This window comes from Rhizobium sp. AG207R, from assembly GCF_027109195.1.
Lineage (GTDB): Bacteria > Pseudomonadota > Alphaproteobacteria > Rhizobiales > Rhizobiaceae > Rhizobium > Rhizobium dioscoreae.
On record NZ_JAEPVT010000006.1, the window covers coordinates 225,345 to 241,593 of the forward strand.

Consider the following 16,249-nt stretch of genomic DNA (forward strand, 5'->3'; position numbering starts at 1 on the left):
TGCCTATCCGGCTCATGTGCCGCCTGTGGGCTTTGCCTCTCTACGGAACCCAATAAGGAAGAAATTATGGTCAAGCAGACGCATACCGTAGCAACTGATGCTCTCGCAACGCTCGGAACCATTATCGATGAAAACGCGGGCCGTGATGCCATACACCTCGCTGTCGAGCCGGTAATCGCTGTGGAGAAGCTTTATCCAGGCCAGCACGTCGGCTTTGTCGACGGTGGCGTTGGCACGCAAGGCAAACACATCGGCATTGTCGATCCGTTCCTTGAGGGCTTCGTAGCGCCGGGCCAACACTTCTGGCTTGTCGTCTATCCTCGTACTATCACGTCGCTCAGACACGTTTGGGAGCATCCGGCATTTTCGAGCGATATCGCGCCTTCTGCGCCAGTCGTGACCGAAGCAGAGAAGAAAGCCGCCTCGGAAAAGTGGCTACGCGATTTTATCTCAAACTCTGATTGTCCCGACTACAAAACGGTGATCGCCGCGGCAATCGACAATGCCGATAGCTGGAGTTCTGAATATCTGCACTTCAACGGTCAAGATGCGCATGGCGAGATCCCTCCTGAATTTTGGGACCATATCGAGATTGTAACCGGCCATAAGATCAGGACCGAAGACCGCGCGACCTATTTCTCGTGCTCCTGCTGAAGGAAATCAATGCATGACTCCGACACCTGAAATGATCGAAGCCTTCTGGAGCAAAGTGGAAGTCCAGCGAACCGGCGCAATCCATGGCCTAGAAGATGGCCTTGCGGCCGCCCTTGCGCTCCTACCCGGAGAGCCGGTGGCATGGGAATATGAAGTCGCCAATTATATGGGCGGTCGTGACGGAGCGTTTATTGGTTGGGACAAGCGTCTTTCGGCAAAGAAGCCATCCGATGCGCAGGGCATTCGAAACCTGCGCCCCCTATACGCCTCACCCGCGCCGCTGCCTGTTGAATCGAAGGAGGTTTCGTCCCGTTGGCGCATCTTCGAAGACACCATCCACGGATATTGGGGCATCGAGCTTGAACAGGCAGGCAATGACGATGACGCTATCCTGCGCCCTATTAAGGTGCATCGAGATACCGTAGCTAGGATTGCAGATGCCCATAACGCCGCGCTAATACCCGCGCCGCTGCCTGTGGCGGTGAAGGCCGACACATATGCGCTCGCAGTTGAAGTTGTTGACGCCGTGCTCGGCTACAGCATCGAAAATTCCGGTGATCCTGACAGGCAACGAGCATTATATCAGCTCGTGGGGGAACGCATCCGCTCCGCTCTCTCCTCTCCAGTGTTGCCACAATGCTGCATGTGCGGCAAGAAGGGGCTTTCGACTGTTGAAGGCGACGGCGGTTCCGAATGCGAGCTTTCCGATGGGCGATGGGTTTGCAGCGCCGAATGTTGGGATAAGGCAGTCGAGCCCACCCCCGCCTCCGATATCGCCGCGCTGAAGGAGATACCGCGTCATAAGACCGAGTTGCTCGGCTATGGGAACGTCTATCGGATGGAGGGCGGCTCATTCGAATTGGGTGATGCAGATGTCGACAATCTCGAAGATGTTTACCCTTGGGCAAAGGAATTTGAGGAACACGTAGGGATAGCCGAAATCAGGCTTCTTCCTGACACCGCCGGTAAGTCTGGAGCCGACGTTCGTTCCGCCCTCCAGCATGTAGCGAAGGGAGAGCGGGGATGAGCATAAAAAAAATCGCCGTCAAATATGACCCACAATACCCCACGTTTGGGATTATCGAAGGGCCGATTGAGCATAAGCAGCATCCAAACCAGCAGCGTGGCCTAGATCTCTATGTGCGGGCCATAAATTTCGAGACTGGCGAACAGTGCTTCAAAAAGCTTTATGAAGGGAAACGCGGACTTCACTTCAAACACACCGGCTATAGTCCAATGTATCTGGACGATTTTGTTGCCGATGGAGAAGTTATTCCTTTTCAGTTCCTCCCAAGTCGCTCTTCCGCCGCCCCTCTCTATAAAGGAGGGGAGTAATGCGGAAATTATTCTCGCTATTTTTCGGCAGAACCCCCGAAAAATCAGCTCGCCAGCACAATGTGATCCTGATGATTGTCAAGGAGACAGCCACCGGGGCACTTCTCTCATCTGATTATGCGGAGCGATCCGTAAATCGACAATACTTCACCAAAATCGACGACATAACCGCCTCCATGCCAATCGAGCATGCACGCCAGGCCGGTCTTGACGATGGATGGACCTGATGACCACCACCCCGCACGATAAGGCCATTCAGGCTGCCGCGAACGGCATCCAATGGACACAAGATTGCACATTCGAGACCATCGCGGAAAATGTCGTTCGAGATTACTTCTCCTCTATAGGCGGCATAGTCGTACCCCGCGAACCCACGCCCGCTATGATTTCTGCCTACTGCGAGCTTCAGAACGGATTGGGAATCAATGCATTCGCCAACGGCCGCTTGGCTTGGGAGGCGATGATTAACGCTTCGCCCCTCCACGCCCCTATAGAAGCCGGAAACGGCGGGGATGGATCGATAGTCCGCGGATGGTTCGTTAAAGACTACGCCGATGGATGGATCTATTTCGATAATGAAGAGGATGCCAAGCTTCAGGTTGATGCCACAGGAGCGATGATGCTCCTTGGTGTTGCTCCTTACGATCTGATTGCAAAATCTCCGGCTGAACAGTTTGCGAGATGGCTTGAGGACGGCCCAAAGCTCGCCAAAGCGGCCGGATGCTATGTTGGGATCAAGGTCACCAATCTCCCCGCTCCACCGTCCCCCTCTAACGAAGGGGAGAAGCCATGAGCGCGCCCAAACCTTTCGATCCCAACAGCAAGACCGATGCGATGGCAGACGAGATCCGCCGAAAGGTTGCATCTCTGGGCATCTCCATATTCAACAACCCAGACTTCCGCAGTCTTCAGCCGGCCGAGCAAATCGAAGTCGTGACAGGCGGCATCCTGACAGGGCTTATGGGAATTCTGCATTCCTTTGTCGTCGATGCCCCCTTGGCCCATGATGAGCTTGAGGCCTTCGTTACCTCCTACATCCCCCAAGCGCGTATGCAAGCCGAGGGGATTGCCAACGGAGGGCCGCTGCAATGAGCGCAGCACTTCTTCCATACATTTACAGATGGGATCGCCAAGGCCGGAAAGGCCAGCCCTGCGAGGTTTTGGCACGCGGCACCATGAATAGCTGCTGCGTCCGTTTCCCTGATGGCTACACCATGGTCACGAGCCGGAACGCGATCCGCAAGAACAAGGAATCCAGGCCATGAGCAAGATTCCCGACGAAATAATTCAGGCTGGAATCCTTGAGGCTGAGATCTATGCAAAATGGTTGCACGCTGGGAACTCTAAGGGCTCTCTTTCACCACACGCCATAGATGGGCTAGCAGATAGCTTTTCCCGCCTTATCCTCTCCGAACGCCATCGCCATGCAGAGGTGATGGAAGAGGTGAGGAAGGTGCTAGAGCCGTTTGCAGCCGAGTGCGCAACATGGCCCGACGACAAGGCGCCGGATGATTATGTCATCAAGATTAAGCTTTATTCCAAGGTGATGTCGTCAAAACTGCGCGTCGGCGACCTACGTGTCGCCCGCGCCCTCCTCTCTAAGCTGGAGGGTCAATGATGGTGAAGTTGATCGCCGGTATCTGTATCTATACTGCGCTGAAGCTTTGGCGAACTGATCTGTCATTTCGACAATATCCGTATGGCCCTCCCGACAACTGGATAAAACATCGCATTGCGTGGTGGCTTTACCATGCAGGTATCAACCTTGAGCGCCGCGCCGCTCTTAACGAGGAGGCGGGGAAGTGACGGAACGCATCATCGCCGCCGCTATCCAGTTTGCCGGGACGATTTCGCTCCCACCACCGGCTCGCCACCACACCATCATCCAAACCATGGATTTGGAAATGGGGATCAACGGCACAAAGGCAACGCCCGAGACCCAAGGCTTCCTGACTGATACCGGTCGCTTCGTGAACCGGGTGGAAGCCTACTACATCGCGCTCAAGGCTGGGCAGATCCTCACCGAAACCAATAGGACGGAGAAATCGCCGCGGCTCTTTTCGGAGGACCTCTGGTAATGGATATCCGCAAAATTGCGTACAATACCGGCCTCGAAATTCGTTATGCCATCGCCGCATCGAAGACTGATCCGATCCACCACATTCCAGAGGTAGACGCCATCATTGAGCGTATGTTTATTGAATGCTGGCGCGAGGCTTTGGAAGAATCTGCCAAGATCGCAGACGATCATGCCAAGTCTGAGTGCTCCGGTATGGGCTCAGAAACTGAGGCTATGCGTCTTGGTGCTCGATCTATTGCTTCGGCAATCCGCGCCCTTTCGGACTCCTCCCCCACTCTATTGCAGGAACAAAATGCCAACGACGGGAAGGAGGGGGAATGACGGCCTCTGCGCTCATCAAGGAATCCGATCTCCACCGCATGGCGAAGGTTGCCAAGCGCGACGGCGTTACCGTCTGGATAGAGATCGACGGAAAAAAGATCGGCGTTTCGCCCGATATCCCCGCTAATCACAGGGAACGAGAGATTGCGGAAGAAGAGGAGATTCGTCTCTGATGGAGGACATGCCCCGCAAGCTTCCTCTCTATGTCGTTCGCCAGAAAAACCGTAAGGGCGAATGGGTCTTCTATTTCCGTATCGGGAAAGGCCCACGTACGCGTTTGCCGCATGCCAACGATAAGCGTTTCAAGACTGCCTATGATGCTGCGCTCAAAGGCTTGCCTTTTGATGCCGGGCAAAAGGAACTGCCGAAAACCATCGGGTGGCTGATCGGTCGTTATATGGAGAGCGGAGCGTGGAGAGATCTCAAGGCAGCCACCAGAAAGCAGAGAAGCAATATATTCCTGCAGATCAAGGCAAAAAAAGACAAGAATGGAAACTCGCTTTATAGCGCTCCAATTTCTGCGATCACGAAAAAGGCGATCTCTTACGGAATGGAGGATCGTCGGGCAACGCCGGCTGCCGCAAACAACTATCTCAAAACAATGTCTGCTCTTTGTAAGTGGGCAGTCAGCGACGGCCACATGAAGGCGAACCCGGCAGAAGGGGTAGCGCGAAATAAGCTTGATGGTGACGGGTTCCCAGCATGGGATATTGAGGACGTTCGTGCATTCTGCCTAAAGTGGCCTATTGGCACGAAGCAGCGTCTTGCTCTTGAGTTAGCAATGCATACCGGTCTGCGGCGATCGGATCTCGTGAAGCTCGGACGCCAGCATCTTCGTGGAAACGTCGCCTCGATGAAAACCTTTAAGACAGGCGCCAGGATCACTGTCGAATTGCCTCAACGTGTCCTCGATATCATCGACGCTACGAAAACGGGTGATCTGCATTTCCTCGTCACAGAGTACGGGAAACCATTTTCCGTACCAGGGTTCGGTAATTGGTTTGGGGATGCGGCACGCAAAGCCGATATTGAGAAAAATACTCACGGCTTGAGGAAATTGGCGGCGACCATGGCAGCAAATGGCGGCGCTACGGCTCATGAGCTTATGAGCCAATTCGGATGGACGAACTCTAAACAGGCGGAAGTTTACACGAAAGGGGCCGACAGAGCACGGCTTGGAGTGAAGGCTTCGCGCATTGTGTCTGAACAGTTGGCGAACGAACTCGCCCCTCCATGTGAATCCTGCGAGGGGAATGTTTCAGAAAACGAAACGAAATCAGTTAGTTAGAAAATGAATGGTGGGCCCGGAGGGACTCGAACCCCCAACCAAGCGGTTATGAGCCGCCGGCTCTAACCATTGAGCTACAGGCCCAGCGCAAGATTGAGACTCCGCGCTCGCGACTCCGGAGCAATGGTTCCCCGAAGACGACTTGGCTCTAACCCAATTTCTGTTTTCCGACAAGGGACTGCCGTAATACCTTCACAATCAATCCGCAAAAGCGGATCTCGAGGGATCATCAACCAAGGAACGAATCATGCTTCTGACGAAAACCAGAGATTTTGCTCTTGCCGCTCTTGTCAGCGCCACTTTCTTCGTGCCTGCGGCTGCAGCCTTTGCCGAAGATGCCAAGCCGCGCGAGGCTGTCATCACCGTCACCGGTGAGGGACATGCTTCCGTCGCGCCGGATATGGCTGTCGTAACGCTCGCAGTCGTTCAGCAGGCCAAGGCGGCCCAGGATGCACTCGATCAGAACAACAAGGCCATGGGCGCCGTGCTGGCAACGCTGAAGGAAAGCGGCATTGCAGAGCGTGATCTGCAGACCTCCGGCTTTTCCATTCAGCCGCAATATACCTATCCGAACGACAAGGACGGCCACAACCAGCCGCCGGTTCTGAACGGCTACCAGGTGACGAACGGCTTGACCGTTCGCGTGCGTGATCTCTCCAAGCTCGGCGGGCTGCTCGACCAGGCGGTCAAGCTCGGCATCAATCAAGGCGGCGATATCCAGTTCACCAACGACAAGCCCGACGCCACGATCGAAGAGGCCCGCAAGAAGGCAGTCGCCGACGCTGCCGCCAAAGCAAAGACCTTGACGGATGCCGCCGGCGTCAAGCTCGGCCGCGTTATCGCGATCCACGAAGGCGGCATTGCAGCCCCGCCGCAGCCCTATATGCGCAGCATGGCCGCGGCGGCTCCGATGGACAAGGTAGTTCCCGTCGCCACCGGAGAAAACGAATACAACGCATCGGTGAGCATCACCTACGCGATCCAGCAGTAATCAAAACAAAACCGCCCTTCGCTCAGATCCGATCGGATCGAGCAAAGGGCGGTTCCGCGGCCCCCGCCAAAAAAAGGCGAAAAGGTCAGAGAATGAAAACGGGCGCCTCGTGCGCCCGCTTTGCTTGTCAGCGACCCAGAAGCGGGCAACCGCGAACATTGGCAAACATCATCGTATCCGGACCGCGGCGGCCGAAACCGTCGACGACGACGCGACGCGGCGTCACATCCACAACACGGGCGCGGCGCAGACCATAGCTGCGGGCAACGTCCACGGCCTGACGAGGATCGCAGCCGCGGCGGTCAAAACGCGGCGGCGGCGGACGGTCATAATCCGGCGGTGGCGGGCGATGACGGCCCGGATTGACATAGATATCCACACCCTGTGCGGAGGCAAAATCCGCCGTGCCCGACAGGGCGGTCACTGCGACGCAGGCGGCGACTCCCAATTTTGCCAGCATTTGTTTCATTATATTCTCCATGAAGCAGAGGGCTTCTTTCTCACGCCTGCAATATTTGCTGAGCGAGTGCCCAAGAGGTAGCGGCGCTATGCTGAATGAGCTCAGAATCAGCCATTCATCCATTATTCAGCTACATTGAACGCTAAAGGGAAACCAGATGGCCGATAATAGCACAACATAAAAAATAAAGCCGCCTCCCCTTCGGAGGCGACTTCGAATCCATCGAATAGATGTGGAAAACTTGGGAGCGCTGCGATTAGCGACGGATCAGCGGGCAACCCGGTGCGTTGGCGAAGACAACCCGATCCGGACCACGGCGGCCGAAACCTTCAACAACGACGCGGCGCGGCGTGACATTGTCGATGCGGGCGCGGCGCAGACCCATGTCCCGTGCTTTCTCGACGGCGAGGCGCGGCGAGCACATGCGACCGCGCGGGTGGTCATAGCGAGCCTGCTGAATACCGGGATGGAAGTCGTTGGCGGAGGCCGTGACGACCGTTGCGGACATGGCGCCGAGCGCGATGAGAGCTGCAATACCTGCCTTGGCGAAAAGATTGGTCATGGTGTTTCTCCTTCAAATCCTTGCTGCGGATCGTTGCAATCCCATTATTGGCCTCGCCATCGGCAATGCCTCGGGATTGGGGCCACGTTAGGTCAGCCAAGCTGAACCGAACACGAATTGGCCGTTCAGATTGTATTCACGACGGTTAACAATCTATTGACGCAATAAGGAGCGCGGCTCAGGCGGAAAAATGCAGCACGATTTCGCGCCGATGCGGCCGGTCGCGATGCTCGAAAACGTAGATGCCCTGCCAGGTGCCGAGCGCCAGCCGACCGTGCGTCACCGGAATGCCGATCGAGACCTGCATCAGTGCGGCTTTGATATGCGCCGGCATATCGTCCGGCCCCTCCATCGTGTGCACGATCCAGCGCATCGAAGGATCCGAGGATGGCGGCACGAGCCGGCTGAAGAAGGCCTTGAGATCGGTCTTCACATCGGGATCGGCATTTTCCTGGATCAGGAGGGAACAGGAGGTGTGGCGGACGAAGACGTTCAGAAGCCCCTCGCCGCCGCCTGCCGCGGCGCGGACGAATTCCGCCGCCTGATCGGTAAATTCATAGAGCCCCTGGCCATGAGTCGAAAGCGTGATCACTGTTTGCGGCATTGCATCCTCCGGGCATGGCGATAGCGATCCGCATCAGGTCGGGCGAGTGGCCGGAATGTCAAGCCCGGCCACCGCGTTGAGCCTATAGCGAGATGATGATGTTGAAACCACCATAGATCAGGCGTTTGCCGTCAAAGGGCATGTTTTGCATGTCATCCTTCAAACGCGGGTCGGCCATGACCTTCGCCAATACTGTGTCGCGGCTCTCTCGCGATTCGTAGGTGATCCATGAGAACACAACGACCTCGTCTTCCTTCGCCTGCACGGCACGCGGGAAAGAAGTCAGTTCGCCATACGGTACGTCGTCGCCTATGGCCTCGACATAGCTGAGCGCGCCATGCTCCCGCCAGACATCGCCGGCCCTGCCCGCCTGCGCCTTGTATGCTTCAATCTTGTCTTTCGGCACGGCAAGGATGAAGCCATCGACATAGGACATTTCTGCCTCCTCTGTTCTATGTTCACCTTTGAAAGACGGTTGACGGCAATCAGATCCGACATTGGCGGCAGATATTTTTCGCACGCCTGCCGGTTGGTCGGAAACGGCCGCGAATTCGCTGAACGATCCCGCGGAGGGACGCCTATGACGATAGAATACCAGAATGATCCCAAGCTCAAAAATGAGGTGCTCAATGCCCTATGGGCAACCGCATGGGGCAGCTCCTCCCCTCGGGATTTCCAGCCCATTCTCGCCAGAAACCTCGCGCATGTGGGCGCATTCGCGGCTGCAAGACTGGTGGGCTTCGTCAATGTCGCGTGGGATGGCGGCATTCATGCCTTCATTCTCGACACCTGCGTCGATCCGGAATTTCGGCGAAGAGGTATCGCAAGTGCTCTGGTCGAGCGGGCGAAAACCCTGGCCGGCGAACGTGGCGCGGAATGGCTGCATGTCGATTTCGAACCACATCTCGCCGGCTTTTATCAAGGGCTCGGTTTTGCTCCCACTGAGGCCGGCCTCATTCGGCTGCGCGATTGACAGATCATCGCCCGCTAACCCGGCGAATGAACTTGCGAGAGCAGCCAGTTGCGAAACAGGGCCGCAGCCGGGTTCACCAAGGCATTCGGCGGATAGACCAGACTATAGCTGACAGCAGCCGGCTGCACCTCGACGAAGCATCTGACCAGCTTATTGTCGGCGAGATCGCGTGCCACCAATGAGCTTCGCACGAGCGCGAAGCCGCCGCCCTGCCGGCAAGCCTCGAGCATTTCGGCGAAAGAATCGAACAAGGGAGCCTCCTCGACCGCCCGAGCGATGTCGAAATGCGGATTTGCCCCGTTATCCAACCCGCTGGTAATTTGCTCGTGCCAGCGCTGCCAATCGAGAATCGTATGCCGCATGCCGGAATAGCGCAGAAGCGGCGCCGCTCTTATGGCCCAGCGCGGCGGCAATCGTTTGGACAGTTCCGGCGAACTGACGACGAACTCCTCGTCAGTCAACAGTTCTTCATGCGTAAGACCGGCGTCGGCACGGCCGAGCCAGACGGCAAGATCGGTGCCATCAGGCTGAAAATCCGGGCGCTGATAGCCGACAGCCAGCTTCACCTCGATGTCTGGATAGCGCTGGCAGAAATCCGGCAGCCGCGCCGCCAGCCACTGGCTGGAAAACTCCGGCGAGACGGATATCGCGACGCTGCGAACCGAAATACTCGCGCGCGCCTGGTACAAGGCGGTTTCCAGCTCGGCGATCACGCTTGAAATTGCGGGGTGCAGGCGCGCACCCAACGGCGTCAGCCGCGCCCCATTTCGGCCTCGGTCGAACAGGCGCCCGCCGATCCAGCCTTCCAGCTGTGCAAGCTGATGGCTGACGGCGGTCTGTGTCTGCCCGATCCGCTCGGCCGCACGACCGAAACCGCCAGTCTCTACAATGGCACAGAATGTCTGAAGCACCGAGAGCGGTGGCAGCGGCCTCTTTCCCATGAAAATCCCTCATGCTTTGCAGCCTGAGAATTCATTATACATAACTATATTCTAAGCGCATCTATCTATTGGCTAGGCACTTCGAGGTCGTAGATATATGAACGTTCTTCATGTTATAAGCTGGAGAACATGCGTCGTCCAACTCCTAACCCGACGAGGGGGCATGGAATGGCGATCGCATAAGGAAAATGCCCGGAAGCGAGATATGCTACCTCAGGCAAACCAACATCTATTGCGGGATATCGGGCTAAGCGACCTTGCGGAAAAGCAATCCAATGATGGACGTCGCTAGCCTTTGAGCGTCTTCACTCTGGTCAGGTCCGGAAAGAGGCGCATCCAGAGCACAACCACCACAATGGTCCCGACGCCACCGACGATGCCGGTGAGGACAGGCCCAAGTGCAGTGGCAAGCATGCCGGACTCGAATTCACCGAGCTGATTGGAGGTGCCGATAAAAAGCGAATTCACGGCATTGACGCGGCCGCGCATGGCATCCGGCGTCAGGAGCTGCACGAGCGAGCTGCGCACGACGACGCTGACCGTATCCGAAGCGCCGACGACGAAGAGCGCTGCGACCGAAAGGATGATATTGCTCGACAGCGAAAAGACGATGGTGGCGACCCCAAAGACGAGCACGGCAAACAGCATCTTCTTGCCGACATCGCTCTGCAGCGGCCGGCGTGCCAGCCAGATCGACATAATGAGCGCACCGATGGCCGGCGCGGCGCGCAGCAGGCCAAGTCCCCATGGCCCGGCATGCAGAATATCCCGCGCAAACATCGGCAGCAGCGCCGTCGCGCCCCCAAGCAGCACCGCGAAGAGATCGAGCGAGATCGTCCCCAGCATGACCGGCCGGCTCTTGATGAAGGAGACGCCGGCAAAGACGGAGCTCAGCGTCACCGGCTCGCGCGACGACGGCTGCTCGCGTTCGACCCGGATCGAGATAACGTTGATGCTGGCGATGACATACAGCGCAGCCGAAACGGCAAACGGCGCAAGGGGGCTGACGCCATAAAGCAGACCGCCGAGCGACGGCCCGATGATAAAGGCGGTCTGCATCATCGAGGTGGAGGTCGCGATGGCAACCTGCAGCAGCGACGACGGCACGATGTTGGGCAAAAGCGCCGCCATGGTCGGACGTTCGAAGGCCGTCGCCGCACCCATGATGGCAACGGCGGCTAGAATACCGGCAGGTCCTATCCAATGAAACCAGACAGCTATGGCAAGGACCAGTGCGGTCAGCGCCTCGATGATCTGGCAGGCAAGGCCGATGCGGCGGCGGTCGAACCGATCGGCGACATGCCCGACGACGAAGGTCAGGATGACCATCGGCAGAAACTGGCAGAAGCCGACGAGGCCGAGGAAAAAAGCGCTATGGGTCTGATCGTAGATCATCCAGCCCATGGCGACCGTGACAGACTGAAAGCCTATCGAGGAAAAGACACGCGACGCAGCGAATGAACGATAGCCGGGGTGACCGAGCACGCTTGGCCGGTCTTGAGTCTGCAGGGTATCCATGAGCCTTCTTAGTCTGCCGCCACGGACGCTTGCAGACATGCTTCTCGACAGTCGGAAATTCTACAGTCCCTGCTCTGCCTGAACGCGCCTTCTGTCAATCTCGTTTTTGCTGCAGTTGCAAATTCATCGCGGCCGATAGATCAAATCGCGGTGATGACAGGCTGAGGAGGCCCTGCGTGGCCTCGATCGACCAGATGGCGGTCAACTCCGACGCAATCGCATCGATCAGCTTCGGAACATCGCTGCCTGCCGATTCGTGCAGCGCCTCCGCGACAATCAACACCGCATGTGTATCATTGCGCACGGCGGACAAACCACTCTGGCGATTGGTCCAGCGCCGGGCATGCGCCCGTCCTGCTCCATCGGCAAAGATCACTTCTCTGACTGCCGGATGCTCTATTTCGCCGGAAAAGGTCAAATAGGTTTCGCTGCCGCTCGCATGCCGCACTTCGAGATCGCCAGAGATTTTCGCAAGATCAAACACAGCAACGGGAATTGCGAAAGCGATCGAGATGGCATTGCAAAGATCGACGAGCGGGTGCAGCCGCGGCAACGACCCTTCCTGGCGAAATCGGCGCAGCAGCGCTTCGGATGCGCACCGATATTGTGTCGGCTTCAAGCCCATTTTGGAGAAAGCACGACGCCACACCTGGATTTCAGCCATCTCGCCTTCGGGACCTTGTTTTAGCCGGTCTGCGGCAATCGCATGATATTTGGCCATCCGATCTTCGACATCAACGGTCGAGGTGATCCCTTCGGCAAACAACACGCCGGGAACCAGCTCGGGAAACTCACTCCAAATCTCGTTCGAATGGCGGAAAAACATGGCACCTCCTGATAGGCATCTGCTTGGCGCAGCAGGAAACCTCGCCGCTGTCCTCCGGTCTTGAATAAAATTGCAGAAGCTTCAGCCGATCGCCGCCGCATAGGCGCCGGGCGAGACGCCGAAATTGCGGACGAAGAGGCGCGTCATATGGCTCTGATCGGAAAAACCGCTGGCAAAGGTCGCTTCGGCTAAGGACATGCCCACCGCAATCAGTCGGCGCGCTTTATGAATCCGGCGCTGCATGAGGTAAGCATGCGGCGTCAGCCCCGTCGCCTTGGTGAAGGCCCGCAGGAAACGAAATTGGCTTAGACCGCACAACTCCGCAAGCTCGGCAAGGGTCAGGGGAGCGGCTGGATCGTCATCGATCAGCTCGCGCGCCTTTTTGATATCAGTGGAAATGGCATCTTCACGCAAGGCACCGGATCCCTCACGCATCACAGCGGCGATGAGCGACAGCAGCAGGCCATCCCGCAGGAGAACATTTTCAGCCGCATCCTTGACCAGAAGCGAAAACAGGCTTCTGAAATGCCCAGCCATCTCCCCGTCGCGGATGACAGGCGACGGGAATTCCACCACACCGAACCTACCCTCGCCGACATCGCGCAACAGATCGCCGATCAGCCGGGGATCGAAATAGAGCATGGACCACGCGCGGCTTTGGCCGATGGGCATGCCGTCATGCACCTCGTTCGGGTTGACGCTGATGACGTCGCCGGCCTCTGCCTGCACCACCCCTCGCCCGCTAAGCGACCTCTGCGCACCGGCCTCGATGACACCGATGCCGAATTGGTCATGCGTGTGCTTTGGGAAGCTATGGCCGGTTTCGGCTCGGACTGCCTCGATGCCGGCAAGGCGAGAGCGGTATATCCTGAATTGACCGGACTTCATCGCTGGTGCCTCTCATCCCGCCTATTCGCTCTATCAGCTAAGGCGTCCCATATGAGCGACAATGTCGCGTACCCGCAATCGGGACACAAGACTTAAACGCCGCCTGCAGCCTTGTCTTCCTCCGCCGTCACCAATGCGGCCTGCGTATTGCCGGCAACCGCCGTCGGCAGCGGCGTGCCGCGCTTGCGCTCCCGCGCCAATGTCAGCAGGCCGGAAAAGATGATGAGGACGATGCCGACGGCCATCGGCATATCGATGCTGTCGTTGAACAACAGGTAGCCAAAGGCGATCGCCCAGAGCATCTGACTATATTGCGGCGGCGCAACCAGATTGGCAGGCGCCATCTGCGCAGCCGTCAAGAGCAGGACACTGCCGCACGCGCCAAGCAGGCCGTAGCTCGCGAGGAATATCCATTGCGTCGGCGTGGGCATGGTGACTTCGGAGAGCATGAGGAGGCCGCTGACGATAAGCGTTCCGAAAAGGCCTGCCCCATAGAGCGAGATGCGCTTCTCCTTTGAACCGAGCGCGCGGTTGATGACGATGGAGATGGCCGCCGCAAGGCCACCGATTGCCGCGCAAAGGTGCCCGACCGAGAGCTCGCGAAAACCCGGACGCAGGACGATCAACACGCCGACGAAACCGAGAATGACCGCCGTCCAGCGCTGCCAGCGCACATCCTCCTTGAGAAAAATCACAGAGAGAATGGTGACAAAGGACGGCAGCAGAAACAGCAGCGCAAAGGCTTCCGCCATTGGCAGTTTGGTGAAGGCAACGACGGAGCAGATGGCGCCCGCCGCGCCGCAGACGAAGCGCAGCAGCCACAAGGGACGGTTTGACGTCCGCACCATATCGAGCCACTCGTCTTCCCGCTTCTTCAGGAAAGGTATGGCGGCAAAGCCGAACAGCGCACCGATGAACGCGACCTGATAGGAAGGGATCGTCCCGTGAAGGATCTTGATCGACGCATCGCTGAAGGCGAAGACTGCATAGGACGCGAATGCCACGAGGACACCACGCAGGGCGGAGCGGCCCGCTGCCGCAGAACTGGAATCGGCTGTAATCGAGGACATTGGAATCTTGAGAAAAGGGCGATGGAAGAACACTGAATCAGTGGGATGCAGGCAATTGTATGATGAAATGGAGTGGATTTCGATTGGGGTGGGGATAAACTATTGTTTCAGCCGGACGTGGGGAGCGAGTACGCTTCTCTGGGTTCAATTGCTTAGAAAGCGTGCTTGATCCATTTGGCTCGGGGAAATGCGTCCCCTGTCCGTGTAGGAAAAAGCGATAACCTTTAGCGCATCGTCATCCACTTCACAGGTGAATGCAACTCTCCGCCAGCCATTGGGCGTCTGAACCGCGACCCCATCGCCAAACAAGCTAACATCAGAGAGCATCGCCGAGGACAGCGCGGAGTTATTATACCCTACCGCACCGAGATCATGACGAAACTGCAACAGCTCCTCAGAATTGCAGAGATATCGTACCCGATCACGCCGTGGCAGTTTCTTCCAAGCGTCATATTCACTCTTCGACAGACGGGCCATCTCCGCACCCGAATAAAGCTTCTTCGCCTGAACGGCTCGCTTCGGCACAAGTGATTTAGGCCGCGGTGGCTCGGTGACCAACGCGGTGCCACTCGTCGGATCGCCTTGACTGGAAACAGACTGGCCTTGAGCACTCTGCTGTGCCGGCGATGGCCTGACCGCCGGAACGACAATCTGCAGCGAGTCTTTCGCCTCATCCTTGGCCTGCCCGGCCGGAGCCTGCTGCTGCGGATCGGATGACGGCGCTTGTGCCTGCGGATTATTCTGATCTACCGCTGGCACCTGCGGTTGTTGCACCTGCGAATCCGAAGGCTCGTTGGTCGCCAGGATATTGGGTGCGGTAGACGAAGCCGGGGCGTTCGAATCGCTCGCCGGCGGCTGCGCCGCGTTTGCTTGCTGATCCTTGGCGTCAACTTGCGGCTGGGCCTGTTGGGCGGCCTGGGCTTCAGCCTTGGCTTGAGCTTCGGCTTGCGCAGCTGCAGCAGCCTGTTGCTCAGCTGCATTGTTGTTTGGCCGCGTCGGGGGTGTATCGTCTTTCGACTGTTCTGAAGCATCCGCCTGCTGCGTGGTCGTCGGATCCTTCTGATCGCCCTTCATGTCCGGAAGCGGCGTTTCGGTCGCAGAAGGCTGCTGTTCCGCTTTCTCAACAGGCTTCTCAGCGCCGGGATCATCAGGTTTGGGCTCAGACTTCGCCTGCTCTACCGGCTTATCAGCCTTGGCCTCGTCAGGCTTGGATGCAGGCTTCTCTGCCTGCTTCTTGCCCTCAGGGTTGGATTGCTTTGGCGGCTGTTCGTCCGCCTTCTTTCCCTCCGGCTGCTGCGGCTCCTGTTGAGCGTCCGCCGTCTGTTCTGCCGGCTTCTCGTCAGGTCTTGGCGTCGGTTTGGGAGGCTGGTCGGGCTTCTCATTCGCCTTCGTCGCCAGTTCCTGTTTTTCCTCCTGCTGCGGCACCAGCTCGACATTGACGCTCTGCTCGGGCTTCGCCTCTGGCGGCGCGGGAAACAGCGGCAGCAAAAAGAGCGCGACAAACAGGACGTGCAGAAGGATCGACAGGACAAAGCCCGGCCTTATCTCCCTATCCCGTTTTTCCGCGCCCTTTTCCATCGTTCAGCCGAGGACTCGCGCAGAGAAAGCAATCAAGAGGAAATTGCGCATCGATTCATTCGATCCTTGCTGGCAAACAGATCAGAAGACTTTTCGGTCGCTGACATATGGTACCCGACCACACGCCGGGAAAGAGGTATCGGCCGAAATCGAACTTGTC

General features: G+C 57.6%; 24 protein-coding genes and 1 tRNA gene. 14 read left to right on the top strand and 11 right to left on the bottom strand.

Annotated features, from left to right (window positions below; translation table 11 throughout):
• Positions 1–66: 66 nt before the first annotated feature.
• The 12 genes from JJQ51_RS16185 (at position 67) to JJQ51_RS16240 (ending at position 5,678) form a co-directional block, all read left to right on the top strand.
• A complete protein-coding gene (locus tag JJQ51_RS16185; RefSeq protein ID WP_269244940.1) occupies positions 67–654 on the top strand; it encodes a hypothetical protein in 588 nt (195 codons plus the stop codon).
• Positions 655–667: 13 nt separating this feature from the next.
• Complete coding sequence (locus tag JJQ51_RS16190) at positions 668–1,681, top strand: hypothetical protein (protein ID WP_269244941.1); 1,014 nt, start codon at positions 668–670, stop codon at positions 1,679–1,681.
• Positions 1,678–1,989, top strand: coding sequence for a hypothetical protein (locus JJQ51_RS16195; protein WP_269244942.1), 312 nt, complete (start codon positions 1,678–1,680; stop codon positions 1,987–1,989). The genes JJQ51_RS16190 and JJQ51_RS16195 overlap by 4 nt, the downstream gene beginning before the upstream one ends.
• Complete coding sequence (locus tag JJQ51_RS16200) at positions 1,989–2,216, top strand: hypothetical protein (protein WP_269244943.1); 228 nt, start codon at positions 1,989–1,991, stop codon at positions 2,214–2,216. Before JJQ51_RS16195 ends, JJQ51_RS16200 begins: the two co-directional genes overlap by 1 nt.
• Positions 2,216–2,782: a hypothetical protein gene (locus tag JJQ51_RS16205; protein WP_269244944.1), complete on the top strand. Its 567-nt coding sequence runs from the start codon at positions 2,216–2,218 to the stop codon at positions 2,780–2,782. The genes JJQ51_RS16200 and JJQ51_RS16205 overlap by 1 nt, the downstream gene beginning before the upstream one ends.
• A complete protein-coding gene (locus JJQ51_RS16210; protein WP_269244945.1) occupies positions 2,779–3,081 on the top strand; it encodes a hypothetical protein in 303 nt (100 codons plus the stop codon). The genes JJQ51_RS16205 and JJQ51_RS16210 overlap by 4 nt, the downstream gene beginning before the upstream one ends.
• 169 nt (positions 3,082–3,250) lie before the next feature.
• The gene (locus JJQ51_RS16215; protein ID WP_269244946.1) at positions 3,251–3,607 is read left to right on the top strand and encodes a hypothetical protein; all 357 of its coding nucleotides are present in this window, start codon (positions 3,251–3,253) and stop codon (positions 3,605–3,607) included.
• Entirely contained in the window at positions 3,604–3,795 is a 192-nt protein-coding gene (locus JJQ51_RS16220; protein ID WP_269244947.1) for a hypothetical protein, read from the top strand. The genes JJQ51_RS16215 and JJQ51_RS16220 overlap by 4 nt, the downstream gene beginning before the upstream one ends.
• Positions 3,792–4,067, top strand: coding sequence for a hypothetical protein (locus JJQ51_RS16225; RefSeq protein ID WP_269244948.1), 276 nt, complete (start codon positions 3,792–3,794; stop codon positions 4,065–4,067). Before JJQ51_RS16220 ends, JJQ51_RS16225 begins: the two co-directional genes overlap by 4 nt.
• Entirely contained in the window at positions 4,067–4,390 is a 324-nt protein-coding gene (locus JJQ51_RS16230; RefSeq protein ID WP_269244949.1) for a hypothetical protein, read from the top strand. Before JJQ51_RS16225 ends, JJQ51_RS16230 begins: the two co-directional genes overlap by 1 nt.
• A complete protein-coding gene (locus tag JJQ51_RS16235; protein ID WP_269244950.1) occupies positions 4,387–4,563 on the top strand; it encodes a hypothetical protein in 177 nt (58 codons plus the stop codon). The genes JJQ51_RS16230 and JJQ51_RS16235 overlap by 4 nt, the downstream gene beginning before the upstream one ends.
• Entirely contained in the window at positions 4,563–5,678 is a 1,116-nt protein-coding gene (locus JJQ51_RS16240; RefSeq protein ID WP_269244951.1) for a tyrosine-type recombinase/integrase, read from the top strand. Before JJQ51_RS16235 ends, JJQ51_RS16240 begins: the two co-directional genes overlap by 1 nt.
• Before the next feature lie 8 nt (positions 5,679–5,686).
• On the opposite strand, the gene JJQ51_RS16245 is transcribed toward JJQ51_RS16240, so the two are convergent.
• A tRNA-Ile gene (locus JJQ51_RS16245) sits at positions 5,687–5,762 on the bottom strand.
• Positions 5,763–5,925: 163 nt separating this feature from the next.
• Here JJQ51_RS16245 and JJQ51_RS16250 point away from each other — a divergent pair.
• Complete coding sequence (locus JJQ51_RS16250) at positions 5,926–6,669, top strand: SIMPL domain-containing protein (protein WP_269244952.1); 744 nt, start codon at positions 5,926–5,928, stop codon at positions 6,667–6,669.
• A gap of 127 nt (positions 6,670–6,796) precedes the next feature.
• On the opposite strand, the gene JJQ51_RS16255 is transcribed toward JJQ51_RS16250, so the two are convergent.
• The 4 genes from JJQ51_RS16255 to JJQ51_RS16270 all read right to left on the bottom strand — a co-directional run bounded on the left by JJQ51_RS16255 (position 6,797) and on the right by JJQ51_RS16270 (position 8,731).
• The gene (locus JJQ51_RS16255; RefSeq protein ID WP_095435347.1) at positions 6,797–7,138 is read right to left on the bottom strand and encodes a hypothetical protein; all 342 of its coding nucleotides are present in this window, start codon (positions 7,136–7,138) and stop codon (positions 6,797–6,799) included.
• A gap of 247 nt (positions 7,139–7,385) precedes the next feature.
• A complete protein-coding gene (locus JJQ51_RS16260; protein WP_069612602.1) occupies positions 7,386–7,691 on the bottom strand; it encodes a hypothetical protein in 306 nt (101 codons plus the stop codon).
• Between the two features lie 178 nt (positions 7,692–7,869).
• Complete coding sequence (locus JJQ51_RS16265; RefSeq protein WP_269244953.1) at positions 7,870–8,295, bottom strand: secondary thiamine-phosphate synthase enzyme YjbQ; 426 nt, start codon at positions 8,293–8,295, stop codon at positions 7,870–7,872.
• Between the two features lie 82 nt (positions 8,296–8,377).
• Complete coding sequence (locus tag JJQ51_RS16270; protein WP_113351889.1) at positions 8,378–8,731, bottom strand: DUF1428 domain-containing protein; 354 nt, start codon at positions 8,729–8,731, stop codon at positions 8,378–8,380.
• A gap of 144 nt (positions 8,732–8,875) precedes the next feature.
• Between JJQ51_RS16270 and JJQ51_RS16275 the strand changes: the two genes are divergently transcribed.
• On the top strand, positions 8,876–9,268 hold the full coding sequence (locus JJQ51_RS16275; RefSeq protein ID WP_269244954.1) for a GNAT family N-acetyltransferase: 393 nt from the start codon (positions 8,876–8,878) through the stop codon (positions 9,266–9,268).
• A gap of 14 nt (positions 9,269–9,282) precedes the next feature.
• Here the strand turns inward: JJQ51_RS16275 and JJQ51_RS16280 are convergent, their stop codons facing one another.
• The 6 genes from JJQ51_RS16280 to JJQ51_RS16305 all read right to left on the bottom strand — a co-directional run bounded on the left by JJQ51_RS16280 (position 9,283) and on the right by JJQ51_RS16305 (position 16,089).
• Positions 9,283–10,209 carry a LysR substrate-binding domain-containing protein gene (locus JJQ51_RS16280; RefSeq protein ID WP_269244955.1) on the bottom strand — a complete coding sequence of 309 codons (927 nt, stop codon included), beginning with the start codon at positions 10,207–10,209 and terminating at the stop codon, positions 9,283–9,285.
• Positions 10,210–10,497: 288 nt separating this feature from the next.
• Positions 10,498–11,727, bottom strand: coding sequence for an MFS transporter (locus JJQ51_RS16285; RefSeq protein ID WP_269244956.1), 1,230 nt, complete (start codon positions 11,725–11,727; stop codon positions 10,498–10,500).
• Positions 11,728–11,821: 94 nt separating this feature from the next.
• Positions 11,822–12,553 (bottom strand): B3/B4 domain-containing protein, encoded by a 732-nt coding sequence (locus JJQ51_RS16290; RefSeq protein ID WP_269244957.1) that lies wholly within the window; start codon positions 12,551–12,553, stop codon positions 11,822–11,824.
• Positions 12,554–12,634: 81 nt separating this feature from the next.
• Positions 12,635–13,441 (bottom strand): AraC family transcriptional regulator, encoded by an 807-nt coding sequence (locus tag JJQ51_RS16295; protein ID WP_145632501.1) that lies wholly within the window; start codon positions 13,439–13,441, stop codon positions 12,635–12,637.
• A 92-nt stretch (positions 13,442–13,533) separates the two neighbouring features.
• Positions 13,534–14,511, bottom strand: a complete 978-nt coding sequence (locus JJQ51_RS16300) for a DMT family transporter (RefSeq protein ID WP_145632498.1) — start codon at positions 14,509–14,511, stop codon at positions 13,534–13,536.
• Between the two features lie 144 nt (positions 14,512–14,655).
• Positions 14,656–16,089 (bottom strand): DUF930 domain-containing protein, encoded by a 1,434-nt coding sequence (locus tag JJQ51_RS16305; RefSeq protein WP_269244958.1) that lies wholly within the window; start codon positions 16,087–16,089, stop codon positions 14,656–14,658.
• Positions 16,090–16,249 lie beyond the last annotated feature (160 nt).

What these genes read in the sequence shown, in the direction of transcription:
- JJQ51_RS16185 (WP_269244940.1), top strand. Translation starts at nt 67, where the DNA reads ATGGTCAAGCAGACGCATACCGTAGCAACTGATGCTCTCGCAACGCTC.
- JJQ51_RS16190 (WP_269244941.1), top strand. Translation starts at nt 668, where the DNA reads ATGACTCCGACACCTGAAATGATCGAAGCCTTCTGGAGCAAAGTGGAA.
- JJQ51_RS16195 (WP_269244942.1), top strand. Translation starts at nt 1,678, where the DNA reads ATGAGCATAAAAAAAATCGCCGTCAAATATGACCCACAATACCCCACG.
- JJQ51_RS16200 (WP_269244943.1), top strand. Translation starts at nt 1,989, where the DNA reads ATGCGGAAATTATTCTCGCTATTTTTCGGCAGAACCCCCGAAAAATCA.
- JJQ51_RS16205 (WP_269244944.1), top strand. Translation starts at nt 2,216, where the DNA reads ATGACCACCACCCCGCACGATAAGGCCATTCAGGCTGCCGCGAACGGC.
- JJQ51_RS16210 (WP_269244945.1), top strand. Translation starts at nt 2,779, where the DNA reads ATGAGCGCGCCCAAACCTTTCGATCCCAACAGCAAGACCGATGCGATG.
- JJQ51_RS16215 (WP_269244946.1), top strand. Translation starts at nt 3,251, where the DNA reads ATGAGCAAGATTCCCGACGAAATAATTCAGGCTGGAATCCTTGAGGCT.
- JJQ51_RS16220 (WP_269244947.1), top strand. Translation starts at nt 3,604, where the DNA reads ATGATGGTGAAGTTGATCGCCGGTATCTGTATCTATACTGCGCTGAAG.
- JJQ51_RS16230 (WP_269244949.1), top strand. Translation starts at nt 4,067, where the DNA reads ATGGATATCCGCAAAATTGCGTACAATACCGGCCTCGAAATTCGTTAT.
- JJQ51_RS16235 (WP_269244950.1), top strand. Translation starts at nt 4,387, where the DNA reads ATGACGGCCTCTGCGCTCATCAAGGAATCCGATCTCCACCGCATGGCG.
- JJQ51_RS16240 (WP_269244951.1), top strand. Translation starts at nt 4,563, where the DNA reads ATGGAGGACATGCCCCGCAAGCTTCCTCTCTATGTCGTTCGCCAGAAA.
- JJQ51_RS16250 (WP_269244952.1), top strand. Translation starts at nt 5,926, where the DNA reads ATGCTTCTGACGAAAACCAGAGATTTTGCTCTTGCCGCTCTTGTCAGC.
- JJQ51_RS16255 (WP_095435347.1), bottom strand. Translation starts at nt 7,138, where the DNA reads ATGAAACAAATGCTGGCAAAATTGGGAGTCGCCGCCTGCGTCGCAGTG.
- JJQ51_RS16260 (WP_069612602.1), bottom strand. Translation starts at nt 7,691, where the DNA reads ATGACCAATCTTTTCGCCAAGGCAGGTATTGCAGCTCTCATCGCGCTC.
- JJQ51_RS16265 (WP_269244953.1), bottom strand. Translation starts at nt 8,295, where the DNA reads ATGCCGCAAACAGTGATCACGCTTTCGACTCATGGCCAGGGGCTCTAT.
- JJQ51_RS16270 (WP_113351889.1), bottom strand. Translation starts at nt 8,731, where the DNA reads ATGTCCTATGTCGATGGCTTCATCCTTGCCGTGCCGAAAGACAAGATT.
- JJQ51_RS16275 (WP_269244954.1), top strand. Translation starts at nt 8,876, where the DNA reads ATGACGATAGAATACCAGAATGATCCCAAGCTCAAAAATGAGGTGCTC.
- JJQ51_RS16280 (WP_269244955.1), bottom strand. Translation starts at nt 10,209, where the DNA reads ATGGGAAAGAGGCCGCTGCCACCGCTCTCGGTGCTTCAGACATTCTGT.
- JJQ51_RS16285 (WP_269244956.1), bottom strand. Translation starts at nt 11,727, where the DNA reads ATGGATACCCTGCAGACTCAAGACCGGCCAAGCGTGCTCGGTCACCCC.
- JJQ51_RS16290 (WP_269244957.1), bottom strand. Translation starts at nt 12,553, where the DNA reads ATGTTTTTCCGCCATTCGAACGAGATTTGGAGTGAGTTTCCCGAGCTG.
- JJQ51_RS16295 (WP_145632501.1), bottom strand. Translation starts at nt 13,441, where the DNA reads ATGAAGTCCGGTCAATTCAGGATATACCGCTCTCGCCTTGCCGGCATC.
- JJQ51_RS16300 (WP_145632498.1), bottom strand. Translation starts at nt 14,511, where the DNA reads ATGTCCTCGATTACAGCCGATTCCAGTTCTGCGGCAGCGGGCCGCTCC.
- JJQ51_RS16305 (WP_269244958.1), bottom strand. Translation starts at nt 16,089, where the DNA reads ATGGAAAAGGGCGCGGAAAAACGGGATAGGGAGATAAGGCCGGGCTTT.